General features: G+C 73.2%; 12 protein-coding genes and 1 pseudogene. 10 read left to right on the top strand and 3 right to left on the bottom strand.

Annotation, left to right across the window (positions count from 1 at the left end; translation table 11 throughout):
• Window positions 1–8 precede the first annotated feature (8 nt).
• A complete protein-coding gene (locus ANAE109_RS15870; protein WP_012097902.1) occupies window positions 9–2,339 on the top strand; it encodes an RND family transporter in 2,331 nt (776 codons plus the stop codon).
• On the opposite strand, the gene ANAE109_RS15875 is transcribed toward ANAE109_RS15870, so the two are convergent.
• A complete protein-coding gene (locus tag ANAE109_RS15875; RefSeq protein ID WP_012097903.1) occupies window positions 2,321–3,484 on the bottom strand; it encodes an endonuclease/exonuclease/phosphatase family protein in 1,164 nt (387 codons plus the stop codon). The genes ANAE109_RS15870 and ANAE109_RS15875 overlap by 19 nt on opposite strands.
• 257 nt (window positions 3,485–3,741) lie before the next feature.
• On the opposite strand from ANAE109_RS15875, the gene ANAE109_RS15880 reads away from it, so the two are divergent.
• From ANAE109_RS15880 to metG, 4 genes and pseudogenes are all read left to right on the top strand, one after another.
• Window positions 3,742–4,194 carry a universal stress protein gene (locus tag ANAE109_RS15880; protein ID WP_012097904.1) on the top strand — a complete coding sequence of 151 codons (453 nt, stop codon included), beginning with the start codon at window positions 3,742–3,744 and terminating at the stop codon, window positions 4,192–4,194.
• A gap of 446 nt (window positions 4,195–4,640) precedes the next feature.
• Window positions 4,641–4,877 (top strand): annotated as a pseudogene (locus ANAE109_RS26160) (chorismate mutase); the annotation flags it as partial.
• Window positions 4,863–6,026 carry a 3-deoxy-7-phosphoheptulonate synthase gene (locus ANAE109_RS15885; protein WP_255342635.1) on the top strand — a complete coding sequence of 388 codons (1,164 nt, stop codon included), beginning with the start codon at window positions 4,863–4,865 and terminating at the stop codon, window positions 6,024–6,026. The pseudogene ANAE109_RS26160 and the gene ANAE109_RS15885, both read left to right, overlap by 15 nt.
• A 483-nt stretch (window positions 6,027–6,509) precedes the next feature.
• Window positions 6,510–8,084 carry a methionine--tRNA ligase gene (gene metG, locus ANAE109_RS15890; RefSeq protein WP_012097906.1) on the top strand — a complete coding sequence of 525 codons (1,575 nt, stop codon included), beginning with the start codon at window positions 6,510–6,512 and terminating at the stop codon, window positions 8,082–8,084.
• A gap of 26 nt (window positions 8,085–8,110) precedes the next feature.
• Here metG and ANAE109_RS15895 read toward each other — a convergent pair whose 3' ends face one another.
• Window positions 8,111–9,478, bottom strand: coding sequence for an NAD(P)H-dependent oxidoreductase (locus ANAE109_RS15895; RefSeq protein WP_012097907.1), 1,368 nt, complete (start codon window positions 9,476–9,478; stop codon window positions 8,111–8,113).
• A gap of 55 nt (window positions 9,479–9,533) precedes the next feature.
• On the opposite strand from ANAE109_RS15895, the gene ANAE109_RS15900 reads away from it, so the two are divergent.
• The 4 genes from ANAE109_RS15900 (at window position 9,534) to pta (ending at window position 13,815) form a co-directional block, all read left to right on the top strand.
• The gene (locus tag ANAE109_RS15900; protein WP_012097908.1) at window positions 9,534–9,902 is read left to right on the top strand and encodes a membrane protein; all 369 of its coding nucleotides are present in this window, start codon (window positions 9,534–9,536) and stop codon (window positions 9,900–9,902) included.
• A 43-nt stretch (window positions 9,903–9,945) separates the two neighbouring features.
• Window positions 9,946–10,149: a 4-oxalocrotonate tautomerase family protein gene (locus tag ANAE109_RS15905; protein WP_012097909.1), complete on the top strand. Its 204-nt coding sequence runs from the start codon at window positions 9,946–9,948 to the stop codon at window positions 10,147–10,149.
• Between the two features lie 307 nt (window positions 10,150–10,456).
• Entirely contained in the window at window positions 10,457–11,653 is a 1,197-nt protein-coding gene (locus ANAE109_RS15910) for an acetate/propionate family kinase (protein WP_012097910.1), read from the top strand.
• 26 nt (window positions 11,654–11,679) lie between these two features.
• Window positions 11,680–13,815 carry a phosphate acetyltransferase gene (gene pta / locus ANAE109_RS15915; RefSeq protein ID WP_012097911.1) on the top strand — a complete coding sequence of 712 codons (2,136 nt, stop codon included), beginning with the start codon at window positions 11,680–11,682 and terminating at the stop codon, window positions 13,813–13,815.
• Window positions 13,816–13,882: 67 nt separating this feature from the next.
• Here the strand turns inward: pta and ANAE109_RS15920 are convergent, their stop codons facing one another.
• Complete coding sequence (locus tag ANAE109_RS15920; protein WP_012097912.1) at window positions 13,883–15,940, bottom strand: APC family permease; 2,058 nt, start codon at window positions 15,938–15,940, stop codon at window positions 13,883–13,885.
• Window positions 15,941–16,144: 204 nt separating this feature from the next.
• On the opposite strand from ANAE109_RS15920, the gene ANAE109_RS15925 reads away from it, so the two are divergent.
• Complete coding sequence (locus tag ANAE109_RS15925; RefSeq protein WP_012097913.1) at window positions 16,145–16,408, top strand: hypothetical protein; 264 nt, start codon at window positions 16,145–16,147, stop codon at window positions 16,406–16,408.
• Window positions 16,409–16,422: the final 14 nt, after the last annotated feature.

Below are 16,422 nucleotides of genomic sequence, written 5' to 3' on the forward strand. Positions count from 1 at the left end.
CTCCGCGGATGTCCCGGTCGCGGCTCGAGCGCGTCTTCGGCACCGTCGTGGCGCTCCGCGGTCCGATCCTCGTGCTCTATGCGCTGCTCGTCCCCGCCGCGGCCTGGCTGGCGGCGGGCATCCCCTCGGAGGGCGCCATCGATCGGCTGGTCGTGCCGAGCGACCCGGACTTCGTCGCCACGCGCGAGCTCCAGCGCATCTTCCCGGAGCGTCCCCTCGTCGTGCTGCTGCTCGAGGCGGAGGACCCGTATCGTCCCCGCGTGCTCGCGCAGGCGTCCGCGATCGAGGCGGCGCTGCGCGCGCTCCCGGGCGTCACCCCCGTCTCGATCCTGGACGCCTACGCCCGGGCGCGCGGCGGGGCGCCGCCGCTCGAGGATCCGGCCACCGCGAAGGCGCTGCGCCGCTTCGCGACGGGGACGGACTTCTTCCGCCGCCAGGGCCTCGTGGGCGAGGGCTTCCTCGGAGTGGTGGTGACGTTCGAGGCGACCACGCCTCCGGCCCGCGACGCCGCCCTCGCCGCCATCGACCGGGCGGTCGAGGGCGCGCGCGGCGACGCGATCGCGCGCGTGCGCCGGGTGGGCGGCCCGTACCTCGAGTCATGGATCGAGCGCGAGTCGCGCGACGCCTCGCGGCGCCACTTCCCGGTCTTCGGGCTGCTGGTCGTCGCCGTCGCGCTCTTCCTCTACCGGTCGTGGCGCGCGCTGCTCGCGATCCTGCTCACCCTCGCCGCGGCGGTGGCGCTCGCGGCGGGCGCCGGGAGGCTGCTCGGCTTCTCGTTCACGGTCGTGTCGGCGATCGTCCCGCTCACGGTGATGGTCACGACGCTCGCGTCGCTCGTGTACCTCCACTCCCGCTTCGTGGACCAGCCCGAGGGCGTTCCGGTCGAGGCGCACCAGCTCGCCGCGCTGGCCGGGAAGTTCCTGCCGGTGACGGCCTCGAGCGCCGCCGCCGTCGCCGGCTTCGCCGCGCTCGCGGTCTCCCGCATCCGCCCCATCCGCGAGATGGGGCTGTGGACGGCGGCGGGGCTCGCGATCGCCTGGGTGGTCGCCTTGACGCTCTTCCCGGCCCTGCAGCGCGCGCTGCGCACGCCCACGCGCCGGTCCGTCGAGATCCGCGCCCGGCTCTACGAGCGGGTGGCCGGCGCGCTCCCCGCGTTCACCTGGCGCTGGCGGCGGCCGCTCGTCGCGGCGGCGCTCGGCCTCGCCGCGGCGGGCCTCGTCGCGCTCGTCGGGGTGCCCGGGCGCGTCGCGCCGATGGAGGTCGGCCTCGACGTGCTCCGCTACGTCGATCCGTCGCTGCCCATCCACGAGGACATGCTGTTCTTCCGGCGCCACGTCTCCGGGCTGAACGTCGCCCGCCTGTGGGTGCGCACGCCCCCGGGGGCGATCACGGATCCGGAGGTGCTGCGCGCGCTCGACGCGTTCACCACGCGGGTGGAGGCGATCCCCGGCGTGTCCTCGGTGGTCGGCCCGACGTCGCTGCTGCGGCTGCGCCGCTACGCGGCGGGCGAGCCGGAGGCGCTCCCGCGCGACCCCGCCGCCTTCGCGGAGGCCGTCGCGGATCTCGAGCAGCTCCTCCTCTCCGAGCCGGAGCTGCGCGCCTTCGTGGACGTCGGGACGCTCGCGAACGCGCAGCTCACCGTGGTGTTCGAGCGAGGCGACGGGCCCGGGGTGGCGGCGCTCGCCCGGGCCGCGCGCGAGGCGTGGGACCGGACGGCCGCGGAGGCCCCCGCGCTGCGCGGCGCCGAGCTGCGCGTCGCCGGGGAGTCGATCCTCGCCGGCAAGGTGGGCGCGAGCCTCGTCCCCACGCTCACCGAGAGCTTCGCCATCACCGCCGCGCTGGTGTTCGCGGCGTTCCTCCTGGTCTTCCGCTCCGCCTCGGCGCGGCTCCTCGCGATGATCCCGTCGCTCTTCGCGATCCTCGTGACCTTTCTCGCCATGCGCCTCGCCGGCGGGTCGCTCGACGTCGCCACCATCCTCGTCGCCACCACCGTGCTCGGCACCACCGAGAACGACCAGATCCACTTCTTCCATCACCTGCACGAGGGCGAGGGCTCCGGCGGCCTCGACGGCGCGCTCCGCCACACCCTGCGCGTCTCGGGCCGGGCGATCGTCTTCGCGACCTTCATCAACGCGGCGGGCTTCCTCGCGCTCGCCCTCTCCGGCTTTCCACCGCTCCGCCAGTTCGGCGTCGTGACGGCGGGCGCCTTCCTGCTCGCCATGATCGCCGACTTCACCGCGCTGCCCGCCGCGCTCTGGATCGCGCGCGGCGAGGCGCCGGCGACGGCGCCCCCACCCGGCCGCGGCGCCTCTCCGCGGCGCTACGGCTGGAGAGCGTAGAACCGCGGCTCGACGTAGCGCAGCTTCGCGACGACGCCGGCGTGATCCGACGGCCACATGCCCGTGGCGGTGAGATCGGCGGGCTCGTCGCCCACGACGGTCGCGTCCAGGGCCACGAACGGAGGCGTGAACAGGACGAGGTCGATGCGCTCGTCGAACGGCGGAGAGGCGGTGTCCCTGAGGAGCGGGTCGTTCGAGCAGCAGGTGTACCCCGGGCCCTCGGCGCCGGACTCCACCCACGCGTCCGCGAGCACCGAGGTGAGCTCCACGTACGGCGCCGAGCCGGGCTGCGCGTTGAAGTCGCCGACCGCGACGACGGGGAGCGGCGAGGCCTCGACGAGGTCCACGAGCTCTCCGGCCTGGGCGAGGCGAACCGCGGGCACGAACGCCTCGAGGTGCGTGTTGAGGAACCGGAACCACTCGCCCTCGTACTTCACGTCCACGCCCGTCCAGCCGCGCACGTAGTCGAACGCGAGCACCGGCGCCGCCGGGTCGCCGATGACGATGGGCACCGTCGCGTCGAAGTGGCCGGCGCTGGCGTTCGACCACTGCACGTCGCGGCGCACCAGGATCGCGTCCCGGTCCGTGATGCGGAGGTCGAGCAGCTCGAGCGGCTCGAGGGACACCGGGACCGTCAGCTCGAGGTCGGCGTTCTCGACGACCGCGGCGAGGTCGTAGCGCAGCCCTCGGTCGGCCAGCGCGGCGAGCAGGATCGCGAGGAAGTCGTACGCCACCTCCTGCGCGTCGGGCGGCGCGCCGAGATAGGCGTCCGGGGGCGACTCCGTGCGCCAGAGCGCCGCCTCCTGCAGCCCGATCGCCACCGGCCGGGTCGCCGCGACCTGATCGGCGATCGCCTCCGCGCGCTCGGGGAAGTCGGTCAGCTGGAGCGTCGCCCACGCCTGCGCCGCGAGCACCGGGAGGAGCTCGGGCGGCGCCGAGAGGAACGCCTCGACGTCGGTGCCGACGTACAGATTCTGGTCCATCACCGTCACGGTCTTGTTCCCACCGGCGTTCCCCCGCGCGACCGCGGCCCCGCTGATCGCGGCGGACGCCGCCTGCGGCGCCGTGGAGTCCGAGGCTGCCGGGCCGCAGGCGAGCAGCGCGCCGGCGGCGGCGAGGACGGGCAGAGCGATCCGGACGTGCATGACGACACCTCCTGTGAAGGGCGGCAGCACGGTAGCGCCACCTCGCGCGTCCGCGAGGACGCCGGGACGGGCCTGCCCCACGCGGCGCGCCCCACCGGGTCGCGCCAGCGCGGGAGCGCCGTCCAGCTCACCCGCGTCCCCTCGGAGGGCCCTCCCTCCGAAGCTCCCCGGGGCGGGGCCCGGCGAGGAAAGCGCGGGGGGTAGCATGTGAAGGCAGTCGCGCTCGAGCGCGCCGCGCAGCGAGAGGAGGAGTCGCGATGACCGCCTGGACGAGGATCCTGTGTGCGGTGGACTTCTCGGAGGGCGCGCGGCAGGCGCTCGCGGACGCGGCGGACCTCGCCCGGCGCCACGGCGCGGAGCTGACGCTGCTGCACGTATGGGAGGCGCCGCACGCGGTCGCGACCATGGCGGTGGTGGCGTGGCCGGTGCCCACCGGGGCCGAGGCCGAGGAGCTCGCCGCCGAGCTGGAGCGGTGGAAGCAGGAGGCGGAGCGGCTCGCGGGTACGCGGGTGCGGATCGCCTTCGGCCACGGCGCGCCGGGCGCCGCCATCGTGCGCATGGCGGAAGCGGGGCGGTTCGACGTCGTCGTCGTCGGCACGCGCCGGCACGGCCTCGCGCGCGCGCTGCTCGGCTCGGTGGCCGAGCACGTGGTGCGCCACGCGCCGTGTCCGGTGCTGGTCGCCCGGCCGCCTCCGGATTGGGGCGACTGACGCGGTCACAGGGTTGTTCAGAATGCCGGGGACCGAGCCAGGCGAGCGAGACGCGAGCAGCGCAAGGCGCGACGACCGAGCATGGCCGCAGGCCATGTAAGGGAGGAGCAACGCAGCGATGCGACACGGATCGTTCGCCGCGGCGACGCAGCCCTCTGCACGGGCGCGCCGCGGAGGTTGAACTGCTCGTCGCGGACGGGTATGGTGGGCCCGTGGTCCTCTCGAGCGCGCGCTCCTATCGATTTACCTGCCCCCCGCCCCGGCCTGGGCGCTGGGTGGGCTTCCGCGCGTAGCGAGGACCCTCCCGCACATCGAGATCGCTCGGGCCAGGACGGGGGGGAAACGCAGACTCCCTCTCCCCTGCCGCCGCATCGCCGGCGGCCCCTTCGCCCGAGGAATCCGACGTGAACGACGAACGACAGAAACGAACCTCCCTGCCCGAGTGCATGACGCTGCGCGACGTGCGCACGTCGATCGACGAGGTGGACCGGCGCATCGTGGCGCTCCTCGCGGAGCGGCGCGGGTACGCGCTGCAGGCCGCGCGCTTCAAGAGCGCCGCCGACGGCGTGAAGGACCCTTCGCGCGAGGAGCAGGTCATCGCGAACGTGCGGGCGCTCGCCGGCGAGGAGGGCATCGAGCCCGACCTCGTCGAGATGCTCTACCGCGACATGATCGCGGGCTTCGTGCGCGTCGAGCTCGCGTCCGGCGGCCACCGCGCGCCGCCGGTGATCGAGAACGTCAACGTCGCCGCCTTCGACGCGATGCTCCCGCCGGAGGAGGTGAAGCTCCGCATCCCGGTGTCCGAGCGGGCCGCGCGGACGGTCGTCGAGGGGCGCCGCACCGTGGAGGCGATCCTCGACCGGACGGATCCGCGCCTGCTCGTGGTGGTCGGCCCCTGCTCGATCCACGACCCCGTCGCCGGGCTCGACTACGCCCACCGCCTGCGCGCGCTGGCGGACGAGCTCTCCGACACGCTCTACCTCGTGATGCGCGTCTACTTCGAGAAGCCGCGCACGTCGGTGGGCTGGGAGGGGCTCACGAACGATCCGCACATGAACGACTCCTTCCAGGTGAAGGAGGGCATGGAGCGGGCGCGCCGGTTCCTGCTCGAGGTGAGCGATCTGGGCCTGCCCACCGGGACGGAGGCGCTCGATCCCATCTCCCCGCACTACCGCGGCGACCTCGTCACCTGGACCGCCATCGGGGCGCGCACCTCGGAGTCGCAGACGCACCGCAACCTCGCCTCCGGGCTCTCCACGCCCGTCGGGTTCAAGAACGGCACCGACGGCGAGGTGGACGGCGCGGTGAACGCCATCCTGGCCGCGGCCCGGCCCCACGCTTTCCTGGGCATCAACGACCAGGGACGCTCCGCCGTGATCCGCACGCGCGGCAACCGCCACGGCCACCTGGTGCTGCGCGGCGGCGGCGGCCGGCCCAACTTCGACAGCGTCTCGGTGGCCATCGCCGAGCAGGCGCTCGCGAAGGCGGGACTCCCGCAGACGATCGTCATCGACTGCTCGCACGCGAACTCCTGGAAGAAGCCGGAGCTCCAGCCGCTCGTCCTGCGCGACGTGGCGAGCCAGCTCCGCCAGGGGAACCGGTCCATCGCGGGGATCATGCTGGAGAGCTTCCTCGAGCAGGGGAGCCAGCCGATGTCGGCCGATCCGGCGCAGCTCCGCTACGGCCGCTCGGTCACGGACCCTTGCCTCGGCTGGGACGAGACCGCCGCGGCGCTCCGCGAGGCGCGCAGCCTGCTGCGCGGCGTGGTGGAGGAGCGGCGTCGGGCCGCCGACGCGCCGCCATCGGCGTCGCCTCGCGCCGCGGCGAGCTGAGTCGGCAGGCCGTCGTCGAAGAACGACGCTCGACGGGGCCGTTCGGCCCGGCGTAGCCGCCGCGAAGCGGCGCCGATGTAGAGGGCCCCGCCTGAAGCCGCTCGCCCTGAGCCTGTGAAGGGCGAGCGGCGCCCGCTGGGGGTTCGTACACGAGCTCACGATGAGCGGGGGCGGGCGCGCGCAGCAGCTTCGAGATCCCCGGGGCTCGTCCTCCGGGCGGAGACGCTGAGCCGCGCTCAATTCCAGCGAGGTCGTTCGGCTTGACGGAGCGTCTCGCGACTGCCATCTTCTTCGATGTGATCCACGCTGGGTCCCAGACGCGAATGGCGATGATGAGCGCCCTGCCTGCCGGGGCTGCCGTGCCGCTCGCCGTCTGCGTCTGATCCGTCACGACGCTCACGTCTCGAGCCGACCGGCCGCCCTCTGGGGCGGCCGTCGTGTTTCGGCCTCCACAGAGGGCGGCCCCTCCCCGAAGGAGCCGCCATGACCGACGCAGCGCAGGAGACGTCCTACGTCACCACCTCCATTCCGTACGTCAACGCGAACCCTCACCTGGGATTCGCGCTCGAGCTCTGCGTCGCGGACGCGTTTGCGCGACACCGTCGTGCGCGCGGACGCCGCGTCCGCTTCGTCACCGGGACCGATGATCACAGCCTGAAGAACGTGATCGCCGCCGAGCGCGCGGGAGTTCCGACCGCGCAGTGGGTGGCAGACCACGCTGCGGCGTTCGAGGCGCTGAACGGCGCGCTCGGCATCTCCGCGAACGAGTTCCAGCGTACGAGCGCGAGCCCCGCGCACGGTCCAGCCGTTCGCGCTCTGTGGGAGGCGTGCGCCCGACGCGGCGACCTGTACCGGAGACCGTACCGCGGGCAGTACTGCGTCGGGTGCGAACGGTTCTACGAGCCGGAGGAGCTCGCGAACGGTCGCTGCCCCGAGCACGACGCCCCGCTCGAGACGATCGAGGAGACCAACTGGTTCTTCCGGCTGTCGCGCCACGCCGACGTGGTGCGCGAGGCGATCGAATCGGGGAGGCTTCGCATCGTTCATGAAGGCGCGCGCGAGGAGACCCTGGCTTTCCTTCGCGGCCCCGTGCGCGACATCTCGGTCTCGCGATCGGCCGCCCGCGCGAGAGGGTGGGGGCTCCCCGTGCCAGCGGACCCTTCGCAGGTGGTCTGGGTCTGGTTCGACGCTCTGTGCGGCTACCTCGCGGCGCTCGGATACGGAGGGATCGACGCCGGCCTCCTCGACGCCTTCTGGTGCGGTGACGGCGAGCGCGTCCACGTCATCGGCAAGGGAATCGCGCGGTTCCACGCGGTGTACTGGCCCGCGTTTCTGGAGTCGGCGGGGCTGCCATGGCCGACGGACCTGCTCGTGCACGGGTACGTCACGGTGGAAGGCGAGAAGATCAGCAAGTCGGGACGAACGATCGATCCCGCGCCGCTGATCGCGGAGTACGGGGCGGACGCCGTGCGGTACTTCCTGCTCCGACACATCCGGACGGCACGGGACGGCGACTTCAGCATCGCGCGGTTCCGCCAGGCACACGACGCGGAGCTCGCGAACGGGCTCGGCAATCTGGCGAGCCGCATCCTGGCGCTCGTGGCGAAGCTGACGAACGGTCTCGTACCCGCTCCGGGCGTGGAGCTCGCCCGGGACGAGGACCTTCGACGAGAGGCCCTGAAGCTTCCTTCGGAAGTCGACGACGCGGTCGACCGCTTGTCCCTGGACGGTGCGCTCTCGGCCATCTTCAGACTCGTCGACGCGACGAACCGGTTCCTTACGATCGCCGCACCGTGGGAACACGCGCGTGAAGGACGAGCCGCGCTCGCCGCTGCCACGTTGAGGACCGCGCTCGAGGCGCTCCATGTGATCGCCCGTGAGCTGGCGCCGTTTCTGCCGGCGACGTCCGAGGACCTACGGAGGCGCCTCGAGGCACCGCCCCTCGAGGACCAGGTCGGCTGGAACGCCCTGCCGACCGGGCGCCCCCTATCGAAAGGTCCGCCGTTGTTCCGGCGGACCGGGGAGAGAGTCACGCCGCCGCGCGCCTACGGACCGTGACTGGACCGCGGCATGCGAAACGTCGGTCAGCCGCTGGCGGGGCGGGGGTGCAGCGGAGGATCGAGCGTCGCCTCGAGCGCGCGGCGGAGCCGCACCGCCTCCGCGCCCTCGTCGACCTCGACGTCCGTCCAGCGCACCGGGTCGCCCGCGCGCACCGGCGCGCGGAGCCGGACGCCGTGCGCGAGCCCGATGGGCAGGGCGCCCGCGCGGCGCGCGTCCGCCGCCGGCGCGAGCTTGCCGAAGACGAGGTAGCCGCCCTCCCCATCCAGCACCTCGCCCGCGGCGAGGTCGCGCTTCGCGACCGCCATGACGTCGGCGAGCCAGCGGCGCGGCTGCCCCGTCGGCTCGCGCCGCAGCGCGACCGACGCCACGGAGATGCCGAGCTCGAGCCCGATGAGGTGGAACGGCTTGTACGTGGCCGTGTACCGCCCGCTCTCGTCGGTGACGAGCCCGTACTCGCGGAAGCAGCGCTCGACGTAGGGGCTCTCCGCCTCGATCACCACGTACACGCCCCAGCGGAGATCGCGCGGCACCGGCGACCCGTCTCGCGCCAGGCTCGAGACGACCTCGACCTGGCCCGCGTGATGGAGGACGCCGCCCGCCGCTCGCGGCCGCAGGACGCGGGCGAGGTCGTCCGCGCCGGCGGGCGGGAACGCGAGCCCCTCCGGCGCCGGGGTGAGGCCCGTCGCGTTCGAGACGGCCGCCATCTCGATGGCGGACTTGGTCCCGTCGAGGAACGAGTTGAACATCTGCGCGTTGAGGCCGCTCGCCCTCGCCTCCTCCGGCGGGATCCCGTAGTCGGCCCAGACGGTGTCGGGGGTGGAGGCGTGGTAGCGCGGCAGGTAGCGCGTCCCCTTCCCCGCGGCGACCACCGCGAACCCCGCGGCGCGGGCCCAGTCCACGAGCTCGCTCACGAGCGCGGGCTGATCGCCGTAGGCGAGCGAGTAGACGATGCCCGCCTGGCGCGCGCGCTCGGCGAGGAGCGGCCCCGCGAGCGCGTCCGCCTCCACGTTGACCATCACCACGTCCTTCCCGTGCGCGCAGCAGGAGAGGACGTGGCGGATCCCGGCCGACGGGCTGCCGGTCGCGTCGATGACGAGCTCGACCCCCGCGGACGCGATGAGCCGCTCGGCGTCGTCGGTGATCCAGGTCGTCCCGCGCGCGAGGGCCTCCTCGGCGCCGCGCGCCCCGGCGCGCTCCGCGGGCCAGCCCGCCCGCGCGAGCGCGTCGCGCGCCCGCTCCGGCCGCAGATCCGCGACGGCGACCACGTGGACCCCGGGCGTGCGCGGGGCCTGGGCGAGGTACATCGTCCCGAACTTCCCCGCGCCGACGAGCCCGACCCGGATCGGCCGGCCCGCCGCCGCGCGCTCGAGGAGCCGCTCGTGCAGGTTCATCCCGGGTGCTTAAGAGCTAACATCCGGACACGCCCATTTCCCGAGGGAGCCGAGCATGGAGACCAGCCCCAGCACCGCAGCGCCCGCCGCCGAGGTCGCGAAGGGCGAGCGCATGGCGAAGGTGGTGTACGTCCTCTACCTGGCCTCGTTCGTCGTGGGCGTCACCCTGCTCGTCGGCGTCGTGATCGCTTACGTGTACCAGCGCGACGTCCCCGAGGGCCTGCGGACCCACTTCCGGCTGCAGATCCGGACGTTCTGGATCGGGCTCCTCTATCTGGTCGCGGGCGGGATCCTCTCGGTCATCGGCGTGGGCGTGGTGCTCCTCCTCTTCGTCGCGGTCTGGCTGATCGTCCGCTGCGTGAAGGGGCTGCGTCACCTCGACCGGCGAGAGCCGTACCCGAACGAGAGCACCTGGCTCTGGTAGGCGGCGTGGCGCCGCTTCTCCTTTCCCCCACGCAGGAGGTCGCATGCCGTACGTGAACATCAAGATCACGCGCGAAGGGGCCACCCCCGAGCAGAAGGCGGAGCTCATCCGCGGCGTCACCGAGCTCCTGCGCGACAAGCTCGGCAAGAATCCCGAGACGACGGTGGTGGTGATCGACGAGGTGGACACCGACAACTGGGGGATCGGCGGCGAGTCGGTCACCGTGCGTCGGCGCCGCGGCAGCTAGACGCACCCTCGGTGTTGCTACCCGTCGCGCGCGCACCCGTTGCGCGCCAAGATTGCAGCTCCCGGTCGCTCCGCGCACGCGTTGCGCTCTCGCGCCTTGCGCCTTCGGGACGAATCCAGTCGGAATCACTCGTGCGACCTCTTGCGCGCGCCGATCGCGATGTGCGAAGCGTTTGAGTCCGAAGCCATCGTGCCGTCCGCGAGGCTTACGGGTCCCGGCTCCTCCGTCTTCCGTCGTCGTCCCGCCTCGTCGAGCAGGCGCGGACGAGGAGCCCGTCGTCTCGGATCCTGCCCCGCGGAGGCTTCGCTTGAACGTCCTCGTCCTGAACTGTGGCAGCTCTTCGGCGAAGTTCGCGGTCATCGACTCCGCGTCCGGCGCCGAGCGCATCTCCGGCATCGCGCAACGGCTCGACTCCCCGCACGCCACGCTCGACTGGAAGCTCGACGGGCACCGGCACTCGCGCGACATCCACCACGCCGACCACGACGTCGCGCTGCGCGCGGTGGTGGAGCTCCTGAGGGGCGTGGGGCTCGCGGACGATCTCGCCGGCGTCGGCCACCGGGTGGTGCACGGCGGCGCGCGCTTCTCCGGGTCCATGCCGATCACGGAGGAGGTGGTCGCCAAGATCGAGGAGTGCATCCCGCTCGGCCCCCTGCACAACCCGCCGAACCTCCGCGGCATCCAGATCTCCCAGGAGCTGTTCCCGAAGCTCCCGCAGGTGGCGGTGTTCGACACCGCCTTCCACCAGTCGATGCCGCCGCGCGCGTACCTGTACGCCGTGCCGTACGAGTGGTTCGAGAACCACGAGGTGCGCCGGTACGGGTTCCACGGCACGAGCCACCGCTACGTCTCGGAGCAGGCGGTGCGGCTGCTCGGGCTGCCCCCGAACGACCACCGCCTCGTCACGGCCCACCTCGGCAACGGCTGCTCCCTCGCGGCCGTCCACGACGGGAAGAGCGTCGACACGACCATGGGGCTCACGCCGCTCGACGGCGTCGTGATGGGGACGCGCTCCGGCTCCATCGACCCCTCGATCATCGCGCACATGAAGAAGGCCCTGCACCGCGGCGCCGACCACGTGATGGATCAGCTCAACAAGCGCTCCGGCCTGCTCGGCATCTCCGGGCTGTCCAACGACATGCGGACGCTGCAGGAGGCCGCCGCCAACGGGCACGAGCGCGCCGCCCTCGCGATCGAGAAGTTCTGCTACTCCGTCGCCAAGGCCGCCGCCGGCATGGTGGTGTCGCTCGGCCGGCTCGACGCCCTCGTCTTCACCGGCGGCATCGGCGAGAACGCCACGCTCGTGCGCGCCAAGGTGGTCGAGCTCCTCGGGTTCCTCGGCATCACCCTCGACCCCGAGCTGAACGTCATCCACGGCAAGGGCTACAACGGCCGCATCACGCAGGCGACCGGACCCCAGGTGATCGTGGTGCCCACGAACGAGGAGCTCATGATCGCCATGGACACCGCCGAGATCATCGCCGCCGAGCGCCGCGCCGCCTGACCCCGCCGCCCCCCAGGTACCTCCGCATGCCCCGCACCCTCCTCGTCGCCCCCGCCGGCCGCCAGGTCGGCGTCACCACCGTCTGCCTCGGCCTCGTCCGGGCGCTCGACCGCCTCGGCGTCCGGGTCGCCTTCGCGAAGCCGATCGCCGCCCGCGGCGAGAACCGCGCCGCGGCGCTCCTGAAGCTCGGCGCGCGCGTCGATTCGCCCGAGCCGATCGCGCGCGCGGCCGCGGAGAACCTGCTCGCCACCGGGGACGACCAGACGCTCATGGAGCGCGTGGTGGCGCTGTGCGCCAGCGCCGCCGAGGGCGCCGACGTCCTGGTGGTGGAGGGGATGGCCCCGGAGCCGGGCATGGTGTGGTCCACGCGCGTCAACGCGCTCATGCTCAAGGCCCTCGACGCGGAGCTCGTGATCGTGGGGGCGCCCCGGGGCGAGACGCCCGCGGAGCTCGCGAACGCGGTGTCCATCGCCGCCCGCGGCCTCGGCGCCGACGTGGACGGGCGCGGGGTCGGGTGCATCCTGAACCGGGTCACCGCGGGCGCGGCGAGCGCGGGTGAGGCGCGCACGCACTGGTTCGACGCCGCCGTGGAGGCCGAGGACGTGCCGCCGTCCGTGCTCGACGGCTACGCCGACGCGCTGCGCGCCGAGAAGCTCCGGCCCATCGGGATCGTCCCCTCCCGCAGCGACCTCGCCGCCCCGCGCGTGAAGGACCTCGCGGGCGCGCTGGGCGCGAAGGTGCTCCGCGCCGGCGATCAGGACCGGCGCCGCATCCGCAGCGTCGCCCTGTGCGCGATGAGCGTGCCCGGCTCCATCAAGGTCTTCCGCCCCGGGACCCTCATCATCACCCCCGGCGACCGGAGCGACATCGTGGTGGCCGCGTCCCTGGCGGTGCTGAACGGGATGCCGCTCGCCGGGCTGCTGCTCACCGGCGGGGTGGAGCCCGAGGAGCACGTGTTCGCCATGTGCGAGCGGGCGCTCGAGACCGGCCTGCCGATCCTGGCCGTGAAGGAGGGCAGCTACGCCGCCGCCAGCGCCGTCGCCGCGATGAACCTCCAGATCCCGCCGGACGACGTGGAGCGGGTCGAGCGCGTCATGAACACCGTCGCCGACCGGCTCGACCGCGAGTGGCTGGAGGGCCTCGGCCGCACCCGGCGCGTGCGCCGGCTGTCGCCCCCGGCGTTCCGGCACCGGCTGGTCGAGTCGGCGCGCGCGGCGGACAAGCGCATCGTGCTCCCCGAGGGCACCGAGCCGCGCACCATCGCCGCCGCCTCCATCGTGCAGGAGCGCGGGATCGCGCGCTGCGTGCTGCTCGGCAACCCCGACGAGATCCGCGACGTGGCCCGGAAGCAGGGGGTGAGCCTCCCCGCCTCGCTCGAGCTCCTCGATCCGGCGGTGATCGCCCCTCGGTACGTGGAGCCCCTCGTCGAGCGCCGCCGCAGCAAGGGGATGACGCCGGAGATGGCGCGGAGCGAGCTCGGCGACACCATCATGGTGGGCACCATGATGATGGCGCTCGACGAGGCGGACGGCCTGGTGTCCGGGGCCCTCCACACGACGGCGCACACCATCCGGCCGGCGCTGCAGATCATCAAGACGGTGCCCGGCTGCGACCTCGTGTCGAGCGTGTTCTTCATGTGCCTGCCGGAGCAGGTGCTCGTCTTCGGCGACTGCGCCGTGAACCCGAACCCCACCGCCGAGCAGCTCGCCGACATCGCCATCCAGAGCGCCGACTCCGCCCGCGCGTTCGGCATCGACCCCCGCGTGGCGATGCTCTCCTACTCCACCGGCACGAGCGGCACCGGCGCGGACGTGGAGAAGGTGAAGAAGGCGACCGAGCTCGCGCGGGCGCAGCGCCCCGACCTCGCCGTCGACGGCCCCCTCCAGTACGACGCCGCCATCGTCCCCGACGTCGGGCGGCAGAAGGCGCCGAAGTCCGACGTGGCCGGCCGGGCGACCGTGTTCGTGTTCCCGGACCTCAACACCGGCAACGTCACCTACAAGGCGGTGCAGCGCAGCGCCAACGTGGTGAGCATCGGCCCCATGCTGCAGGGGCTCGCGAAGCCGGTGAACGACCTGAGCCGCGGCTGCCTCGTCGAGGACATCGTCTTCACCATCACCCTCACCGCCATCCAGGCGCAGCAGCGCGCGGCCCAGCGCTGAGCTCGTTCCCCGCGCCGGCGGGCCCCCCGGGCGAGGCCGCGCCGCTCGCGCTCCTCGTCGCGAGGCGTCACGCGGCCTCGGCGAGCACCCGGACCGGCATCACCATCGCCGAGAGCCCGCGGAACTGGAGCCGGCGCTGGAGCTGGTACGCGGTCTCGTTGTGGAGCAGCCGCTGGAACCAGCGCTCCTTCTGGAAGACGAGCTTGCCGGCGAAGAACACCGCGCGCGGGAAGTCCTGGGCGATGGCCGCGCAGAGCCGCTCCCCCACCTCGACCGCCTCGGTCCCGAGGTCCATGCGGTAATCGGCGGCGAGCTTCAGCCGGTGGGCGAGCTCCACGTAGCGCTCCAGGTCCGCCTGCGTCCGCGCCCGGACGCGGTCGACCTCCTCGATCCCCTTCATCGCCGCGGAGTCCACCACCCCGACCGAGACGAAGACGAAGTTCCGGAAGTAGCCCGGGAACGTGCGCTGGACGGTGAGGAGCGCGTGCACGCCGAGGCCTCCATACCCGCCGACGAGGAGCACCGCGGTGGGCGCGCGCCGGTCCACCACGGGCCGGGGCCCGCCCGGCACCGGCGGCAGGACCTCCAGGATCGCGTCGAGCCGCTTCAGGCTCGCCTGCACCGCCCGGTAGTGACGCCGGACGACGAAGCAGAGCCCGATGACGAGCCCGGTGACCGCGACGGTGATCCAGCCGCCCTGCTCGCCCTTCTCGTAGATCGTGCCGGCGAGGATCGCCGCGCACAGCGCGAAGGCCAGCCCGTGGATGGCGAGCCCGCGCCGGCGGCCGGCGCTCCGGGTCCGGCCCCAGTAGCGCAGCATGGCGAGCTGCGAGAGCGAGAAGGTCACGAAGACGTTGATGGCGTACATCGTGACGAGCCGGGTGATGTCGCCCCGCGTGTAGTAGAGCGTGGCGAGCGACGCGGCGCCCATGAGCAGCACTCCGTTCTGCGTCGTGAGCCGATCCGACAGCTGGGCGAAGCGATGGGGCAGCCACGAGTCGGTCGCCATGTTCGCCATCACCCGCGGACCGTCGATGAAGCCGGCCTGCGCGGCCACCACGAGGAGCGCGGCCTCGGCGAGGAGCGTGACGACCACGAACCCCTGGCCGATCGCGACGCCGCCGGGCCTGAAGCCGCCCGCGAACCGCTCGAGCAGCACCGCGTTCATCGTCTTCCCCGGCTCCGGGGCCGCGCTGAAGAGCAGGTAGCAGACGAGGATCCCCCCGGCCGTGACCGCGAGCGAGGCCGCCATGTACGTCATGGTCTGCCGCGCCGTCGCGACCTTCGGCTCGCGCATGATCTGGATGCCGTTCGAGACCGCCTCGATCCCGGTGTAGGTCCCGGCGCCCATCGAGTACGCGCGCAGGAACACCGCGAAGAGGCCCGCGGCGCCGACCTCGGCGAGGCCCGCGCGAAGGCCCTGGGAGACCTCGCCCGCGACGCGGGGGACGTCCGCGACGTGCGACCCCACGCCGCCGACGATCAGGACCACGTGCGTGACGAGGAAGAGCCCGAAGATCGGGGCGAGGATCGAGACGGACTCCTTCACCCCGCGCAGGTTGAGGACGACGAGCAGCGCGATGGCGGCGGCCTCGGCAGGAAGCTTCCACGGGCCGGATCCCGGCGAGAGGAAGCTCCAGATCGCGTCCCCGCTCGAGGCGACGGACACGGAGATCGTGAGCACGTAGTCCACGAGGAGCGCCGCCCCCGACACGACCCCGACGCGCGGACCGAGCAGCTCGGTCGCGACCACGTAACCACCCCCGCCGAAGGGGAAGCGCTTGATGATCTGCCCGTACGCGACCGAGATCACGAGGACGGTGAGCCCGGTGGCGAGCGCGAGGACGATCGCGAGGTACGAGTTGTGGCCGAGGGCGCGGAACGCCTCGTCGGGACCGTAGGCGGACGAGGACAGTCCATCCGCCCCGAGGCCGACCCAGGCGAGGAGCGCGATGAGCGAGATGCCGTGGTGGGTGCGCGGATCCCGCACGTCGCGCGGCGCGCCGAAGAAGAGCCGGCGCAGCCGGCCGCCGAGCGTCGCCGGGCCCGCCGCCTGGGGAGAGGGCTCCTCGGGCGGCGCCGCGTCCGCACGGTCAGGCTGGAGGTCGGGGGATCTCGGCGCCATGCGCGAGGGAGCAGCATGGCCGGCGAGAGCTCAGCGCCGCGTCAAGAGCGTGGGGCGGCGCATCAAGGCGACGTCAACGCAGCCGCCCTCGGGGTTCCCCTCCTCTCCCCGCGCGCTCCTTGACGCCGGGTTGACGAGGCGGACCCGGACGTTGACACGCCGCTGACGTGGGGTCCCGTATCGTCGGGAGCGGAGGAGAGATAGATGCGGGCTGCCAACCATCCCATCCGGCTGGTCGACCCGGCGCCCGGAGAGACCAAGGGCGCTCCCGCTCCTGCGGCGGGCGACGTCGCGCTCGTCGCCGCGCTACTCGGCGTGAACCTCGTGCCGATCGTCGGCGAGCTCGCGCACGAGGGGTGGTTCGGCCCAGGGACGGTGGGGCTCGCCACGGCCTTCGCCCTCTTGACGGGTCGGGAGCTCTGCCGCGAGGTGCGCTCGCTCGTGCAGGCCTGGGCGGGCCGCGCGTGAGCCCGCGCGGCCGT

It is taken from the genome of Anaeromyxobacter sp. Fw109-5 (genome assembly GCF_000017505.1).
In the GTDB taxonomy this organism is placed as follows: domain Bacteria; phylum Myxococcota; class Myxococcia; order Myxococcales; family Anaeromyxobacteraceae; genus Anaeromyxobacter.